The following is a 15,660-nucleotide window of genomic DNA, read 5'->3' as shown; positions in this document are numbered from 1 at the left end:
CGAACGTAGGCGCCCCGTAAGCCTCGGACGAGGCGGCAATCTCGGAAAGCCTTGCGCAGTGGCCGGGCATTGGTTTGCAACCGTACAGCCTCGATCGGCGGTCTAATGCGGTGTTGGAATTGGCTCCAGAGGTGGACAAGATTGGCGTTCTCACGGGCATGCGTCGGCGACATAAACGTCCCAGAAAACCGGTTAAGGTTGCGCCAGCGTAAATCCGTCGCTTAAAGGCTGGGTGAACAGGTGGTCGGCGTTCTCGACCGGCGAATTATCGGTTTGGGGAATTTCGCAGTCAGCCAATGGCAATTCCATTGACTCTCTACACGCTTGTCGTGCTGCCGTTCGTTGCAGCCCTGCTGATCGCTGTCGGCAGCGCGCGTGGTCGCGCGCTCCATTCGGGGATCGCGATCGCCGCAAGCGCCATCGGTTTTGCGTTGATTCTGTCGCTGGCGGGCCGGGTGATCGGCGGCGAGGTGTTGTCGGTATCGACGCCGTGGGTGCCAGCTATCGGGCTCGATTTCTCCCTTGTCGTCGATTCCCTGGGGTTGATGTTCGCGGGGATGATCCTGGGGATCGGCCTGCTGGTCTGCATTTTCGCGCATTTCTATCTCTACAAGGGCGAGGCGACCGGGCGGTTCTTCGCCAGCCTGATGCTGTTTCAGGGCGCGATGCTGGGCATTGTCATCTCAGGCAACGTCCTGCTGCTGCTGATCTTCTGGGAATTGACCAGCCTGTCGTCCTTCCTGCTGATCGGTTTCTGGCGGCACAGCGCCGAGGCACGGCAAGGCGCGCGGATGGCGTTGGCGATTACCGGCGGCGGCGGACTGGTGCTGATCGCGGGGATGCTGCTGCTCGGCATCGTTGCCGGGTCGTTCGATTTGATGACGATCCTGAACAGTGGCGACGTGATCCAGGCATCGCCGCTCTATCCGATCATCCTGATCCTGATCCTGATCGGCTGTTTCACCAAATCGGCGCAGTTCCCGTTCCATTTCTGGCTGCCGCACGCGATGGCCGCGCCGACCCCGGTCAGCGCCTATCTTCATTCGGCGACGATGGTGAAGGCGGGCGTGTTCCTGCTCGCGCGGTTGTGGCCGGTGCTGTCGGGCACCGATCTTTACACCGTCATCGTCACCGGCGTCGGGCTGACGACGATGGTGTTCGGCGCGTGGGTGGCGTTGTTCCGCCACGACTTGAAAAGCATCCTCGCCTATTCGACGATCAGCCAGCTGGGGCTGCTGGTCATGCTGCTCGGTTTTTCGATCGAGATGGCCGCAGCAGTGGCGGTGCTTCATATCCTCAACCATGCCGCGTTCAAGGCGGCGCTGTTCATGTCGGCGGGGATCGTCGACCATGAAACCGGCACACGAGACATAAGGCGGCTGGGCGGGCTGGCCAAGGTGATGCCGGTCACCGCCGTCATCGCCACCATCGCCGCCGCCGCGATGGCCGGACTGCCGCCGCTGGGCGGGTTCATTTCCAAGGAGTTGATGCTCGACGAGACGCTGGCGGTGGGATTGTTCGGCCTGCCCTGGCTGGTGCCGGTGCTGGCGACGATCGCCGCCACGCTGTCGGTCGCCTATTCGCTGCGGCTGGCGGGACATCTGTTCTTTGGGCGTCCCCGCGATCCCGAACCGCACGCGCGCGCGCACGATCCGGGGATCGGCATGTGGATATCGCCCGCGTTGCTGGTGGTGATCGCGGTGCTGCTGGGGCTGATCCCGATGCTGATCGCCGGGCCGCTCGTGGCATCGGTCGCGGGCGCGGTGATCGGCGGCGCGGCACCGGCCCTTGGTCTGTATTTATGGCACGGCGTCAACATGGCGCTGATGATGAGCATCGCCGCAGTCGTCATCGGTGCGCTGCTGCTGTGGCGCCATCCCGGGTTGCTGCGCCGGTACGAGGCGGTACGGCACGCCGACGCCAAATCGCTGTTCGAACGCGGCATGGCGGGCGCGGATGCGATCGTTCGCAAGGCCATCGTCGCCACCCATACGCCGTCGCTGCAACGCATGTTGTTCGCGACCTTTGCGGTCGTCGTGCTGCTCGTGGTCGAAGGCGCAAGCATCGGTGGCGGCAGTTTCACCGGCCCGCGCGAAGGCTTGCCCGCATCGCCGGTCGCGATCCTCGCCTGGCTGCTGCTGATCGCGGCGACGGGCGCCGTGCTGGTTGCCGAACGCCAGCGATTCCGGGTGCTCATCTATATCAGCGTGATCGGGCTGATCATCGCGCTGGGCTTCGTCCATTTCTCCGCCCCCGACCTTGCGCTGACGCAGATCTCGGTCGAGGTGGTGACGATCCTGTTGCTGCTGCTCGCGCTCAACCTGTTGCCCAAAACGCCGCCGCTCCTGTCGAGCAAGCCGCGCCGGTGGCGCGATGCCGCGCTGGCCGTGCTTGGGGGATCGGTCGTCGGCGGAGCGGCCTGGGCGATGTTGACGCGCAATCCCAACGATCCGATTTCCGGCTATCACCTCGCCAACAGCTATGCCGGCGGCGGCGGCACCAATGTCGTCAACGTCACACTGGTCGATTTCCGCGCGTTCGATACGCTGGGCGAGATCATCGTGCTGGGGATTGCGGGCCTCGCGATCTTTGCGCTGCTCGACACCACCGCACGCGGCGCGGCAGGCGCGCGGCTGCGGTCGTGGCAGGAAGACATGCCGCATTCGCCCGAGCGCCACCCGGTGATGTTCGTGATGGCGACGCGCATCCTGTTGCCGCTGGTGCTGGCGGCGGGCATCTACATCTTCCTTCGCGGACACAACCAGCCGGGCGGCGGCTTCATCGCCGCACTTGTCGTGGCGATCGCGTTCCTGCTGCAATATCTGGCATCCGGTTTCGACTGGACCGATGCGCGACGGCGGATCGGCGAGCATTTCCTGATCGGCTTCGGCGTGCTGGTGGCGATGGCGACGGGGCTGGGCTCGCTGATCTTCGGCGCCAATTTCCTGTCGAGCGCGTTCGATTACTATACGCTGCCGCTGATCGGCGAGTTCGAACTGGCGACCGCGTTGCTGTTCGACATCGGCGTGTTCGCGGTGGTGTTCGGTGCGGTGATGCTGGCGCTGGCGCAGCTCAGCCACATTTCGCAACGTGCGGCGCGTGCCCATGCTCAGGCCGAAGCGGACAAGAAAAGCCAGAGTGAGGGCCAGCCATGACCCTTGAGTTCCTCGTCGCCAGTGCGATCGGCGTGCTGGTCGCAGGCGGCATTTATCTCGCACTGCGCGGCCGCACCTTTCAGGTCGTGCTGGGCCTGACGCTGTTTTCCTATGCGGTGAACCTGTTTCTGTTCGCCTCCGGTCGCCTGACCGTGAACCGCCCGCCGATCTGGTCGAAGGCGGTCACCGAATACGCCGATCCGTTGCCCCAGGCACTGGTGCTGACCGCGATCGTCATCACCTTCGGCATGACGGCGTTCGCGGTGGTGCTGGCACTTCGCAGCTTTCTTGAGACGGGTAGCGACCAGGTCGATGGCGATCCGTGCGAATCCGGGCTGAACGATACATTGCCGAGCGAACCGGGCGCGGAGGCGAAGCGATGAGCCTGACCGCGCATCTCGCGATCGCGCCCGTCGTGATCCCGGCGCTGGCCGCGCCGATCGCGCTGCTCGTCATGCGGCGCAAGCGGCGGCTGGGCGTCGGCATTTCCTTCGCGTCGTGCGCGGCGATGCTGGTTGCCGCGCTGGTGCTGCTCTCCGCATCGGCGGACGGCACCATCCGCACCTATGAACTTGGCAACTGGCCCGCGCCGTTCGGTATCGTGCTGGTGGTCGACCGGTTGTCGGCGATCATGCTGACGCTCGCCGCGACCCTGTCGCTGATCGCGATGCTGCATGGCGTACTGACCCGCGCCGATCGCAAGGGATGGCATTTCCATCCGCTGTTCCAGTTTCAGATGCTGGGGCTGAACGGCGCCTTCCTGACCGGCGACCTGTTCAACCTGTTCGTGTTCTTCGAAGTGCTGCTTCTCGCCTCCTATGGCCTGATGCTGCATGGTCAGGGTCCGGCGCGGTTGAAGGCGGGCGTCCAATATGTCGTCGTCAATATCGTCGGGTCGTCGCTGTTCCTCGTCGCGCTGGGGCTGCTTTATGCGCTGACCGGCACGCTCAATATGGCCGATATGGGTCTGCGTGTGGCGGCGATCGGGCCGGAGGATCAGGGGCTGTTGCGCATCGCAGCATTGTTGCTGGTCAGCGTGTTCGCGCTGAAAGCGGCGCTGGTGCCGCTGCACCTTTGGCTGCCGCGCACCTATGCGGTCTCCACCCCGGCGGTCGCCGCGCTGTTTGCGCTGATGACCAAGGTCGGCGTCTATTCGATCATTCGCGTGGTGCCGCAAGTGTTTGGCGACGGCGCAGGGGCTGCGGCCTGGGCCCCTGCCCCCTGGCTGCTTCCCGCCGCCATCCTGACGGCGATCGTCGGCTTTGCCGGCGTGTTCGTCGCGCGCAGCCTGTCCGAACAGGCCGCCTATGCGGTGATCGGATCGACGGGCACCTTGTTGATCGCGGTCGCCGGATGGCAGGTCGATACGCTGGGCGCGGCGCTTTATTACCTCGTCCATTCGACGCTGGCGGGCGCGGCGCTGTTCCTGGTCGCCGACGTGGTTGCGCGCAGGCGGGCGAGCTTTGCCGACAAGGCCAGCGCCGGTCCGGTCTTTACCGATCGGCAGACGGTCGGGCTGCTGTTCATGGCGGCCGCAATCGCCGCCACCGGCCTTCCCCCCCTGTCGGGCTTCATCGGCAAGCTGCTGATCCTCGAATCGGTCGCCGATACCGGTGGCTGGGGATGGGCATGGGGTGCGATCCTGGCGACGACGCTGATCGGCGTGATCGGCTTTGCGCGCACGGGCAGCGCGGTGTTCTGGAAGGAAAGCGAGCCGACCGACGGCGCGGAGCCGACAAAGATCGCGCGCACCGACATGATCGCGCCGATCGCCGCGATCCTGCTGCTGGGCGGGCTGTCGCTCGGTGCCGGATGGGCGACCGCTTATGCGAACGACGCCGCCGCGCAAGTGCTCGATTCCGCCGCCAGCGTCCGCGCCGTGCTGGGGGAGCGATGACATGCGCCGCCTGATCCCCCATCCCGGCCTGTCGGTCCTGCTGGTCATCGTCTGGCTGCTGATGGCCAACAGCCTGACGTTCGGCGGGCTATTCTTAGGGATAGTCATCGGCATCCTGCTGCCGATCTTCACCGCGCCCTTCTGGCCGGGGCGGCCCGACGTCAATTACCGCGCCGGTCTCGCCTATCTCGGCCTGGTGCTGTGGGACATCGTGGTCGCCAATTTTCAGGTGGCGGCGATCATCCTGTTCAAACGCAACCGGGACCTGAAGCCCGTCTGGCTGGTCATCCCGATGGAACTGGACACGCCAGAGGCGATCACCGTGTTCGCCGGCACGATCAGCCTGACACCCGGCACGGTATCGTCGGACGTATCGGCGTGCGGCAAGTATCTGCTCGTCCACGCGCTCGACGCCGCCGATCCCGCTGCGGAGATCGCGCGGATCAAATCGCGTTACGAAGCCCGATTGAAAAGGGTGTTCGCATGATCGGCTACGCCGTCATCTTCGGTTTTGCGTGCCTGGCGCTCGCGCTCGCGCTCAACCTGTGGCGCCTGTTGAAAGGGCCGAGCGTCGGCGACCGCATCGCCGCGCTCGACACGATGGTCATCAACGCCATCGCGGTCATCGTGCTGATCGGCATCGCCAAGGCCAACGACACCTATTTCGAGGCGGCATTGCTGCTCGCGATGGTCGGGTTCGTCGGCACCGTCGCCTATTGCAAGTTCATGCTGCGGGGGGACATCGTCGAATGACCGACCTGGGCATCGTCGCCGAAATCGCCACCAGCGTCATGATCGTGCTGGGCGCGGGATTCGCGCTGGTCGGCAGTTGGGGGCTGGTACGGCTGCCAACGCTGATGGAACGGCTGCACGGCCCTACCAAGGCGACCACGCTGGGCCTGGGCGGAATGCTGGTCGGATCGGTGCTGTTCTTTCAGCTCGATCAGGGGAAATGGTCGGCGCACGAACTGCTGATCTCGCTGTTCCTGTTCATTACCGCGCCAATCGCGGCGAACATGATCGCCAAGGTTCACCTGCACCGTCTGCGCGCGCGCGAAGCCAACGAAGCGGAAAGCGCCGCGGGCGCGCCGCCGCCGGCGCCCGGTGACGCCGACTGGGCGACCTTTGAGGCTCCGCGTGATGGTACACCCGTGACCACGTCGGAAAACTAGGGGCCATTGTCGGGCGGTCGCCAAAGGAACGATACGCGGCTCTAAACCCTGTTTTTGTCGCCGCCAGCGTCTATATCCGCGCCGCTATGCCAGTGACCCACAGCCAGCCGACGTATCGCCAAAGCCTGCGTGCCCTGATCGAATCGCGTCGTTTCGAACAGGCTGTTGTCGCGGTGATCGTGATCAACGCGATCGGTCTCGGGCTTGAAACCTCGACGGCAGTGATGGCCCGCTTCGGCGGGGTCATTGCCTTGCTCGATCGCGTGGCGATCGCGATCTTCGTGGCTGAGCTGGCGCTAAAACTGTTTGTCTACCGGCTTCAGTTCTTCCGCAATGGCTGGAATGTTTTCGATTTTGCCGTCGTCGGCGTGGCGCTTGTTCCGGCTTCGGCACAGTTCTCGGTGCTGCGTGCCTTGCGTGTCCTGCGCGCGCTCAGGCTGGTATCGGTGGTGCCCAGCATGCGCCGGGTGATCGTCGGACTGTTCAAGGCGATCCCGAGCATCGGCACGGTGATCGTCATGCTCGCGCTATTGTTCTACATTAGCGCGGTGATGGCGACCAATTTGTTCGGCAGCGCCTTCCCGGAGTGGTTCGGCAGCTTCGGCGCGACGCTCTATTCGCTGTTTCAGATCATGACGCTGGAAAGTTGGTCGATGGGGATCGTGCGCCCGGTGATGCAGGTGTATCCACACGCTTGGGCGTTCTTCGTGCCCTTCATCCTGCTGACCAGCTTCATCGTTCTCAACCTGTTCATCGGTGTGATCGTCAACGCCATGTCCGAGGCGACCGATGAGGAAGCGCACAGCGAGCGAGAGCAAATTCTCCACGAACTGCGTGCGCTGGCCGAGGAGGTCAGCGCGCTGCGCAAGGCGTCGGAACGCGAGCGATAAGGCGGGTTTGTGTGCTAGGGTCCAAACCCAATCACCCTCTTGAAATTTTGCCCTCACATTGATTCAGGGAGTCTCCGCTGAGAGAGGAGGCTTTTAGGAATTTCGCGGTCTTTGTGTTGGTTGTCGGATGAAGCGTGGGCTGCAATCGAGCCGCACTTGCCGAAGAACCAGCCCGGAGCGCGGCGCGTCGATGACCGGCGGGTTATCTCGGGCATCGTGCACATGCTCAGTTGCGGTGGCCGTTGGGCGGACTGCCCATTCGAATACGGCCCCTCGACGACGGTCTATAATCGTTGGAACCGGTGGAGCCGCCGGGGCATCTGGACCCGCATCCTGGCGGCGCTTACCGAGGATGGCTGGATCGCGGAGACCGGTCAGATCGATAGCAGCTACATCAGGGCTCACCGCGCCGCCGGCGGCGCAAAAGGGGGGCGCGGGCCAATGCCATTGGCATCTCGCGTGGCGGCCGGACAACGAAGATCCACGCCCTTGTCGATGTCCTCGGGCGGCCCCTCCGCCTTGTCCTGACGCCCGGCAATACCTCGGATGTGAAAGGCGCTGACCTGCTGATCGGCGAAACGGCTGGAATGAAGCGGGTGATCGCCGACCGTGGCTACGATGCGAACCGCATCAGGGCTGCCCTGCGCGAGCAGGGCACGATCCCAGTCATCCCCGGTCGACGCAACCGCAAGCGCCCGATCCGATACGATGAGCGCCGCTACAAGGACCGCTGGCGCGTCGAGGCCATGGTCTGCCGCCTAAAGGACTTCCGTCGCATTGCTACCCGATACGACAAGCTCGCCCGAAACTTCCTGTCAGCCGTAAGCCTCGCTGCCGCAGTGGCCTTCTGGCTTTGAACGAGTCTCGACCCTAAAACAATCTCGTTAAGGTAGGCGGTGATGAAGAAAGAAATCGATCATTGCGCGTGACGCGTTGGGTCCAGTCGGGTTGGTAAAAGAACCATGGGCATTTCCCCCCGACCATGCATGGCCAGCACCATGAATAGTCCATTGTTCGATGACGATCCTTCCCGCCCCATCGATCGATATCTCCCGCTCAAACGTCTGACCGTTCTTCGTACCGCCATATTCGGTACGAGCCGTAAGTGGCGTCCTCGACCTTGCCGCGGCAATTGCGACTATCTCTTCGCTATTGATGGGATGGACGGTCGGGTCGCAGTCACCATGAAAGGTGATTACGGGAACGATCACGCCATCATTAGCCGTATCCCGTATCCCCCCACCACGACGCATGGCTGAGAAGGCGCTGGGCACATCATGGGCTGAGCCGCAGGCAAGCCCGGAATGGATGCCCACCGCGGCGAAGACATCGGGATAGCGCATGGCCATGATCGCGGCCGCAGCACCGCCTGCCGAAAGCCCCGCGACATAAACGCGCGCAGGGTCGGCACGGTGGTCGCGCACAACGTCCTCAACGATGCCAGCAATTTGTGCAGGCTCGCCGCGCCCCCGTTGCTGATCGCCGGGGCGGAACCAGTTCCAGCATTTCTGGGGATTGGCCGACTGCGGTTGGCGCGGATAGGCGACGATGAAGCCAAGTTCGTCGGCAAGCGCATTCATGCCGGTGGCGGTGGCGAAGTCCTCGGGCGTCTGAGTGCAACCATGCAGCATCACCACCAACGGCAGCCCCTCCGCTGCGCCCGTGGGGATATAGAGACGGTACTCCGTCGACCCATGGCGCTCGCTGGAAAAGACACCCTGGCGGGGCACGGCTTTGGAACCGACGGTGTCCGACGATGGCCGCAACGTCACGCGCGTCGGCGTCAGATCGATGACATTACGATCCATCGTGGGTGTGAAGTCCGGGTTGGGCGAGCGATGCGGGGAAAGCCCCGCCTGAAGGGCCGCGGTCGCGCTGGCGAGATCACCGGATTTCATCAGGCGCATTGCATCGAGCATCGTGGGGGACAGTGTCATGGGGAGGCTTTCGCTATAATCGGAGAGGCAAGGTGCCGGGATCAGGTGATGCGGTCGGCGAGTGCCGCCTTGACTGCGGGACTGGCGTGCAGCGCGCCCAGAACGGTCAAGCTGCGGATTGTCTTGCGGGCAAGCTCGGGCGGAACATCCTCGTCGAAACGGGCGAGGCCCAGCACGCGGACGTCGAGCATCTCGCCGGAGGCCGCCACCACCTCGAGACGAGCGCGGTCGAAATGCGCGATACCCAAATCGAGTTCGGCACGGCGGACCGCCTTTCCCGCTTCGTCCGCATGGCGCGCGATCTGACTGCGGATGGCAGTGCGGATGAAATCGGTGCGGTTGGAATAAAAGCCGTCGCGCACCAGCAGGTCGATATGCCCCAGATCGACGAAGCCGAGATTGATCGTGATCTTTTCGCTGTCGGCGTGCATCTTGCGAACCTCTGGCATTCTTTCCATCCCCAGACCATCCATGTGGATGGTATATGGATGTCACAGGTTGCTGATCAAGGCACTTCAGCAAAGTTTCATCCTGCAAGCCTGCCAGTCGTTCTCGCAGGGATTTGCTCCTGATTTCCGGCGAACGCTGGTAGACCGTCGCCATGAGCGACAATCCCGAACGGGCACAGTGGTGGAAACGGGGCGTCATCTACCAAGTCTATCCGCGCTCGTTTCAGGACAGCGACGGCGACGGGGTCGGCGATCTGGCGGGGGTCGCCGTGCGGCTCGATCACATTGCCCGGCTGGGTGTCGATGCGATCTGGTTGTCCCCTGTCTTCCCGTCGCCGATGGCGGATTTCGGCTATGACGTGGCCGATTATTGCGCGATCGATCCGTTGTTCGGCGACATGGCGGCATTCGACGCGCTGCTGGCCGCGGCGCACGCGCGCGGATTGAAGGTGCTGCTCGATTTCGTGCCCAACCATAGCTCGGACCAGCATCCCTGGTTCGTGCAAAGCCGCTCGTCGCGCGACAATCCCAAACGCGACTGGTACATCTGGCGCGATGCCAAGCCTGATGGCGGCCCTCCCAACAATTGGATCAGCGACTTCGGCGGCTCGGCGTGGGAATGGGACGCCGCCACCGGGCAATATTATCTCCATGCCTTTCTGAAGGAACAGCCTGACCTCAACTGGCGCAACCCCGACCTCCGTCGTGCAATGATGGACGTGCTGCGCTTCTGGTTGGATCGCGGCGTGGACGGGTTTCGCATCGATGTGCTGTGGCACATCGTGAAGGCGGACGGGCTGCCCGATAACCCGCCGAACCCGAACTGGACTGCGGATCAGACCGAACGCGACTGCCTGATCCAGCGTTATTCGACCGACCAGCCAGAGGCGCACGAAATCGCCGCCGAGTTTCGTGCACTCGCCGACGCGTACGGCGACCGCGTGCTGATCGGCGAAATCTTTCTCCCCAACCACGCCCATGCGCGATGGTACGGTACAATCGAGCGCCCACAGGTGCATCTGCCCTTCAATTTCCAATTGATCGAAAATAACTGGGATACGGCGGTTCTGCGCCGGGTCATCGCCGATTATGAAGCGTCGTTGCCCGCCCATGGATGGCCCAATTGGGTAATCGGCAGCCACGACGCACGGCGCATCGCCGAACGAATCGGCGAGGCACAGGCTCGCGTCGCGGCGATGCTGCTGCTGACGCTTCGCGGCACGCCGACCCTGTATCAGGGGGACGAAATCGGCATCGGCAAGGTCGATATTCCCGCCGACCGCATCCGCGATCCCCAGCATTTCCGCCAGCCGAGCCTGAACATCGGTCGTGACCGATCTCGCACGCCAATGGCATGGGATGACACCCCCCATGCCGGGTTCAGCGCGGGCGATCCATGGCTGCCGCTTCACCCCGATTGGCCGACGCGCAACGTCGCGGCGCAGGACGCCGACCCCGGTTCGATGCTGGCACTGTATCGCGCGCTGCTGGCGCTGCGCCGGTCCGAACCGGCGCTTGCACTGGGCGCGATGACATTGGTCGATGCCCCCGCTGGCGTGCTGGCCTATGCGCGCATAGGAGATGGGCGACGGCTGAGCGTGCTGCTCAATCTGACGTCGGAAACCGTCATCTTCGACTGGCGCGGGACCCCGCTTTTGTCCACGCTGGCCGGCCCACCCGAACCGGGCAAGCTGAGGCCCAATGAAGGAATGATCCTGGCGTGAAGATCGCAATGCTCGCGCCGATCGCCTGGCGCACACCGCCGCGCCATTACGGCCCATGGGAATTGGTGACCAGCCTGTTGACCGAAGCGCTGGTCGCGCGCGGTATCGACGTGACGTTGTTTGCCACGCTCGATAGCGAGACCAGCGGCACGCTCGACGGGGTCGTTCCGCGATCCTATTCCGAAGACCCGGCCATCGACGCAAAGGTCTGGGAATTCCGGCATCTGTCCTATTTGTTCGAACGCGCCGACCAGTTCGACCTGATCCACAACCAGGCCGATTTCCCGGCTCATGCATTCGCGCCACTGACGACCACGCCGATCGTCACGACCATCCACGGATTTTCATCGGACCGCATTTTGCCGATGTACGCGCCCTATCAGGACCGCGTGCATTATGTCGCGATCAGCGCCGCGGACCGACATCCTGCGCTGCGCTATGCGGCGACCATCCATCACGGCATTCCGGTCGAATCCTTTCCGTTCAATCCGACCGGCAGCGACGACCTGCTCTTCTTTGGCCGTATTCATCCCGACAAGGGTGCGGCTGAGGCAATCGCGGCGGCGCAGGCAAGCGGGCGGCGGCTGGACTTGTACGGCATCGTGCAAGACGCGGCGTATCACGATCGGCATGTGCTGCCAGCGCTAAACGACAGCTCGATCCGCTATCATGGAGTAGTCGGCGGTCAGGTGCGGCTTGACGCCCTGGGGAACGCACGCGCTCTGCTGCACCTCATCAATTTCGACGAGCCATTTGGTCTATCGGTGGTTGAAGCGATGGCATGTGGCACCCCCGTCATCGCCAACCGCCGTGGTTCAATGCTAGAGATTATTGATCCTGGCGTCACCGGCTTTCTGGTCGATAATATTCATCAGGCAATCGACGCGATCGAACGCGCGGCAGACATCGATCGCACGACCGTCCGGCAGGCCGTAGTCGACCGTTTCAGTATTAACAGGATGGCCGATGAGTATCTTTCATTGTATCTGCGCATCCTATCGGTGTGACCAAGCAAATTTCGCTGAATTCGCGCTGCTTGAGCAAGCGCTTGTTTCGCTCGCGAAGCGTCAGACCTCGACGCGCTCAAGATACAGGAATGCCGGATCGAACTCGGCGACGCCGCGCAGCCCTGCCAGATCATGCAGTTCGACCCGAGATGATCGAAACGTTACCAGCCCCGCTTCGCGCAATTGACGCAACGATCGATTGATATGCACGGGCGTCAGACCAAGGCATTCGGCAAGGTCGGACTGAGTCAACTTCAACCGATATCCAGTGTCGTCCGCCAGCCCAACCAAGGCCAGGCGGGAATGGAGTTCGCAGAACAGATGTGCGAGCCGGGAGACCGCATCGCGCCTGCCCAATGATAATTCCCATTCGCGATGGATCGCCGTATCCAGATTGGTCGAGAACCAATAGATTCGTGTCAGGTGCCGAGGATCAGCAAATACAGGCGGACAATCACCTGCTGACGTCGCGATAATCTTGTCATCTCAGCGGAAGTCGCGCGTCTTGACCCGGACCACATCTTCGGGATCCATTCCACCGTCGTGTGGCGGCCAATAGGAATTGCGAACTGCAGGTTGCCAGCCGGGATCGCCGCGATCGGGACTACCGGAATAGCGCGCTCCATCACCGCGACCCGTAACCGGGCGGAATGACATCTCCCCTACCCTGCTGAGCATAGCAGTGTGATCGGTGATCCGGTCACAGATTACGTGGATGATCTCGCCTTCCTTTTGGACCCGTCCTTTGAGACTGACCATCGCAGAGGTCATGACTGACCGACGCTGCGACTCAAACCGGTCGGGCCAAAGGATGCCGTTGGCGATGCCCGTTTCGTCTTCGATCGTGATGAACAATACGCCTTTGGCGCTTCCGGGCTTCTGACGAACCAGTATGATACCCGCCACCTCGACGTGACGCCCATCGCGGATGGTGGCCAAGTCAGCGCATGTGACGATTCCTCGTCTGCGAAGGTCCTCCCGCAAGAATGTGAGCGGATGAGCGCGAAGCGACAGTTGAAGCGATCGATAATCCTCCACCACCTCCCGACCATCGGTCATTGGCGATAGAGCAACAGCGGATTCGATCCCTTCGGGGCTGAACGCATCCTCACGCGCATCGGCAGCCGCAAACAAGGGCAGCGGTGCTTCGCCGAGCCCTTTGACCTTCCAGATCCCCTGGCGCCGATCCTGTCCGAAAGCATGAAACGCATCGGCTTCCGCCAGCCGCTCAATGGCAGCCCGCGGAACGCCCGCCCGTCGCCACACCTCTTCGACAGATTGAAATGGCGCATCGCCCCGGGCCACCACAATCGCGGCTCCGTGTAAGTTGGCCAGCCCTCGCGTTAAGCGCAGTCCCAGCCGCACCGCCAATTGATTCCCTTTCGCCGGCTCAAGCGTACAATCCCAACGGCTCGCGTTCACGCATACCGGTCGAACTTCCACACCGTGGTCACGCGCGTCGCGCACGATCTGAGCCGGCGCGTAAAACCCCATTGGCTGGGCATTGAGCAACGCCGCACAAAAGACGTCCGGATGATGATGCTTCATCCAGCAACTGACCCAGCAAATCTTGGCAAAGCTGGCCGCGTGGCTTTCGGGAAAGCCGTAGCTGCCAAACCCTTCGATCTGCTTGAACGTGCGCTCAGCGAAATCCCGCGGATAGCCACGCGACACCATGCCTTCGACCAGCTTGCCGTAGAAATGGCTGACGCCGCCGGTAAACTTGAAGGTCGCCATGGCGCGGCGAAGTTGATCCGCCTCTGCCGGTGTGAACCCAGCCCCCACGATCGCTACCTTCATCGCCTGTTCCTGGAACAAGGGCACGCCCAGGGTTTTCTCGAGCACCGCGCGCAGTTCAGGCCGTGGATATTCTGGTCGCTCCTTCCCTTCCCGGCGACGGAGATAGGGATGGACCATATCGCCCTGGATGGGGCCCGGTCGGACGATCGCAATCTCGATCACTAAGTCATAGAAGCGCTGCGGCTTCATGCGCGGCAACATCGCCATCTGCGCACGACTTTCGATCTGAAACACGCCCAGCGTGTCCGCCTTCTGGATCATCGCGAACACGTCCGGATCATCATCCTGCAGATCGGCCATGCCGACGGAGATACCCTTGGCAGTTTCCAGCAGATTGAACGCTCGATTCATGCAGCCGAGCATTCCCAGGCCAAGCACATCGACCTTCATGAACTTGAGCGCGTCGATGTCGTCCTTGTCCCATTCGATCACCTGCCGATCGGCCATCGCCGCGGGTTCGATCGGCACCAGGTCATCCAGCCGATCATGGGTCAGCACAAAGCCGCCCGGATGCTGCGATAGGTGTCGTGGGGTACCGATCAGCTTGCTTGCCAAGTCGAGCGCCAAACGAAGCCGTCGATCCTCAACGTTGAGGTTCAATTCGGTCGCCTGTTTCTCGCCAACGCCGTCCGCGGACCAACCCCAAACCAGACCAGACAGCGCCTTGGTCATGTCTTCGGGCAAGCCCAGCACCTTGCCGACCTCGCGGATCGCACCCCGGGCCCGGTACCGGGTTACGACGGCAGTGAGTGCGGCATGCTGGCGACCATAGGTCTCATAGATCCACTGGATGATCTCCTCGCGGCGCTCATGCTCGAAATCGACATCGATATCTGGCGGCTCCTTGCGCTCACCAGAGATGAACCGCTCGAACAGCAATTCATGCTTGATGGGATCTATGCTGGTGATGCCCAGCACGAAACACACGCAGCTGTTCGCGGCCGATCCCCGACCCTGGCACAGGATACCGCGACGCCGAGCCTCGGTAACGATGGCGTTGACCGTGAGGAAATAGGGTGCGTAGCCCTGTGCCTCGATCAGCTTAAGCTCGTGTTTGATCTGCCGAGCATGGGCTTCCGGCACGCCATCTGGAAACATGCGATCGGTCGCGGCAGTCGTGAGCTGGCTCAACGCCTCCTGCGCGGTCAGCCCCTCGATGACGGTTTCGTGCGGATACTGATAGCTGAGCTCGCCCAAATCGAACGTGCAACGCCGGGCAATGTCCAGCGTAGCTGCCAGCGCATCAGGAAAGGCGGCGAAACGTCGGCACATCTCCTCGGGGCTTTTAAGCGCGCGGTCACCGTACCGTTCTCGCCGGAACCCCAACGTGTCGATCGTGCATTTCTCTCGGATCGCGGTCACCACATCCTGCAGCAACCGGGCCTCGCGGGCATGATAAAAGACGTCGCCGGTCGCGACCGGACGCACGCCCGTCTTACGCGCCAGATCCGCTAATGCATGTAAGCGCACAAGCTCGTCCGGACGCCGCCTAAAGGTCAGCGCCAGAAAGGCGCGGTCTCCGAACGACTGCGCCAATGCCGTGAGGTCCGTACGCAGCCGATCATCCACCTGATCGGGGATCAGAATCGCAATCAGGCCGTCGCTATGCGCCACCACGTCTGACCAGTT

14 protein-coding genes are annotated in these 15,660 nt (G+C 62.8%); 10 read left to right on the top strand and 4 right to left on the bottom strand.

Going from position 1 to position 15,660, the window contains the following annotated elements:
* Positions 1–296 precede the first annotated feature (296 nt).
* The 8 genes from ACX0GZ_RS13125 to ACX0GZ_RS13090 all read left to right on the top strand — a co-directional run bounded on the left by ACX0GZ_RS13125 (position 297) and on the right by ACX0GZ_RS13090 (position 7,971).
* On the top strand, positions 297–3,155 hold the full coding sequence (locus ACX0GZ_RS13125) for a monovalent cation/H+ antiporter subunit A (RefSeq protein WP_458817150.1): 2,859 nt from the start codon (positions 297–299) through the stop codon (positions 3,153–3,155).
* Positions 3,152–3,538, top strand: a complete 387-nt coding sequence (locus ACX0GZ_RS13120; RefSeq protein ID WP_458817149.1) for a Na+/H+ antiporter subunit C — start codon at positions 3,152–3,154, stop codon at positions 3,536–3,538. Before ACX0GZ_RS13125 ends, ACX0GZ_RS13120 begins: the two co-directional genes overlap by 4 nt.
* Positions 3,535–5,052 carry a monovalent cation/H+ antiporter subunit D gene (locus tag ACX0GZ_RS13115; protein WP_458817148.1) on the top strand — a complete coding sequence of 506 codons (1,518 nt, stop codon included), beginning with the start codon at positions 3,535–3,537 and terminating at the stop codon, positions 5,050–5,052. Before ACX0GZ_RS13120 ends, ACX0GZ_RS13115 begins: the two co-directional genes overlap by 4 nt.
* A gap of 1 nt (position 5,053) precedes the next feature.
* On the top strand, positions 5,054–5,539 hold the full coding sequence (locus ACX0GZ_RS13110; RefSeq protein WP_458817147.1) for a Na+/H+ antiporter subunit E: 486 nt from the start codon (positions 5,054–5,056) through the stop codon (positions 5,537–5,539).
* Positions 5,536–5,805 carry a K+/H+ antiporter subunit F gene (locus ACX0GZ_RS13105; RefSeq protein WP_458817146.1) on the top strand — a complete coding sequence of 90 codons (270 nt, stop codon included), beginning with the start codon at positions 5,536–5,538 and terminating at the stop codon, positions 5,803–5,805. The genes ACX0GZ_RS13110 and ACX0GZ_RS13105 overlap by 4 nt, the downstream gene beginning before the upstream one ends.
* Positions 5,802–6,224: a Na+/H+ antiporter subunit G gene (locus tag ACX0GZ_RS13100; protein ID WP_458817145.1), complete on the top strand. Its 423-nt coding sequence runs from the start codon at positions 5,802–5,804 to the stop codon at positions 6,222–6,224. The genes ACX0GZ_RS13105 and ACX0GZ_RS13100 overlap by 4 nt, the downstream gene beginning before the upstream one ends.
* Before the next feature lie 86 nt (positions 6,225–6,310).
* On the top strand, positions 6,311–7,114 hold the full coding sequence (locus ACX0GZ_RS13095; protein WP_458817144.1) for an ion transporter: 804 nt from the start codon (positions 6,311–6,313) through the stop codon (positions 7,112–7,114).
* A 99-nt stretch (positions 7,115–7,213) separates the two neighbouring features.
* Positions 7,214–7,971, top strand: a protein-coding gene (locus ACX0GZ_RS13090) for an IS5 family transposase (RefSeq protein ID WP_458817218.1) whose coding sequence is annotated in 2 segments (ribosomal slippage) — positions 7,214–7,547 and positions 7,547–7,971 — 759 coding nt in all. Because the reading frame shifts where the segments join, the coding sequence is not laid out codon by codon here.
* Positions 7,972–7,998: 27 nt separating this feature from the next.
* Here ACX0GZ_RS13090 and ACX0GZ_RS13085 read toward each other — a convergent pair.
* Positions 7,999–9,033: an extracellular catalytic domain type 1 short-chain-length polyhydroxyalkanoate depolymerase gene (locus tag ACX0GZ_RS13085; protein ID WP_458817143.1), complete on the bottom strand. Its 1,035-nt coding sequence runs from the start codon at positions 9,031–9,033 to the stop codon at positions 7,999–8,001.
* 59 nt (positions 9,034–9,092) lie between these two features.
* Positions 9,093–9,500: a hypothetical protein gene (locus ACX0GZ_RS13080; protein WP_458817142.1), complete on the bottom strand. Its 408-nt coding sequence runs from the start codon at positions 9,498–9,500 to the stop codon at positions 9,093–9,095.
* Positions 9,501–9,652: 152 nt separating this feature from the next.
* Between ACX0GZ_RS13080 and ACX0GZ_RS13075 the strand changes: the two genes are divergently transcribed.
* Together ACX0GZ_RS13075 and ACX0GZ_RS13070 are read left to right on the top strand one after the other, a co-directional pair.
* Positions 9,653–11,224: an alpha-amylase family glycosyl hydrolase gene (locus ACX0GZ_RS13075; protein ID WP_458817141.1), complete on the top strand. Its 1,572-nt coding sequence runs from the start codon at positions 9,653–9,655 to the stop codon at positions 11,222–11,224.
* On the top strand, positions 11,221–12,231 hold the full coding sequence (locus ACX0GZ_RS13070) for a glycosyltransferase family 4 protein (protein ID WP_458817140.1): 1,011 nt from the start codon (positions 11,221–11,223) through the stop codon (positions 12,229–12,231). Before ACX0GZ_RS13075 ends, ACX0GZ_RS13070 begins: the two co-directional genes overlap by 4 nt.
* A gap of 60 nt (positions 12,232–12,291) precedes the next feature.
* Here the strand turns inward: ACX0GZ_RS13070 and ACX0GZ_RS13065 are convergent, their stop codons facing one another.
* Positions 12,292–12,588, bottom strand: coding sequence for a Crp/Fnr family transcriptional regulator (locus ACX0GZ_RS13065; protein ID WP_458817139.1), 297 nt, complete (start codon positions 12,586–12,588; stop codon positions 12,292–12,294).
* A gap of 129 nt (positions 12,589–12,717) precedes the next feature.
* On the bottom strand, positions 12,718–15,660 hold a 2,943-nt coding region (locus ACX0GZ_RS13060; protein WP_458817138.1), incomplete at its 5' end, for an error-prone DNA polymerase.

This window comes from Sphingomonas aestuarii, from assembly GCF_054457155.1.
Note: the sequence above shows the minus strand (reverse complement) of the source record. Positions and strands in the feature narration are given on the sequence as shown.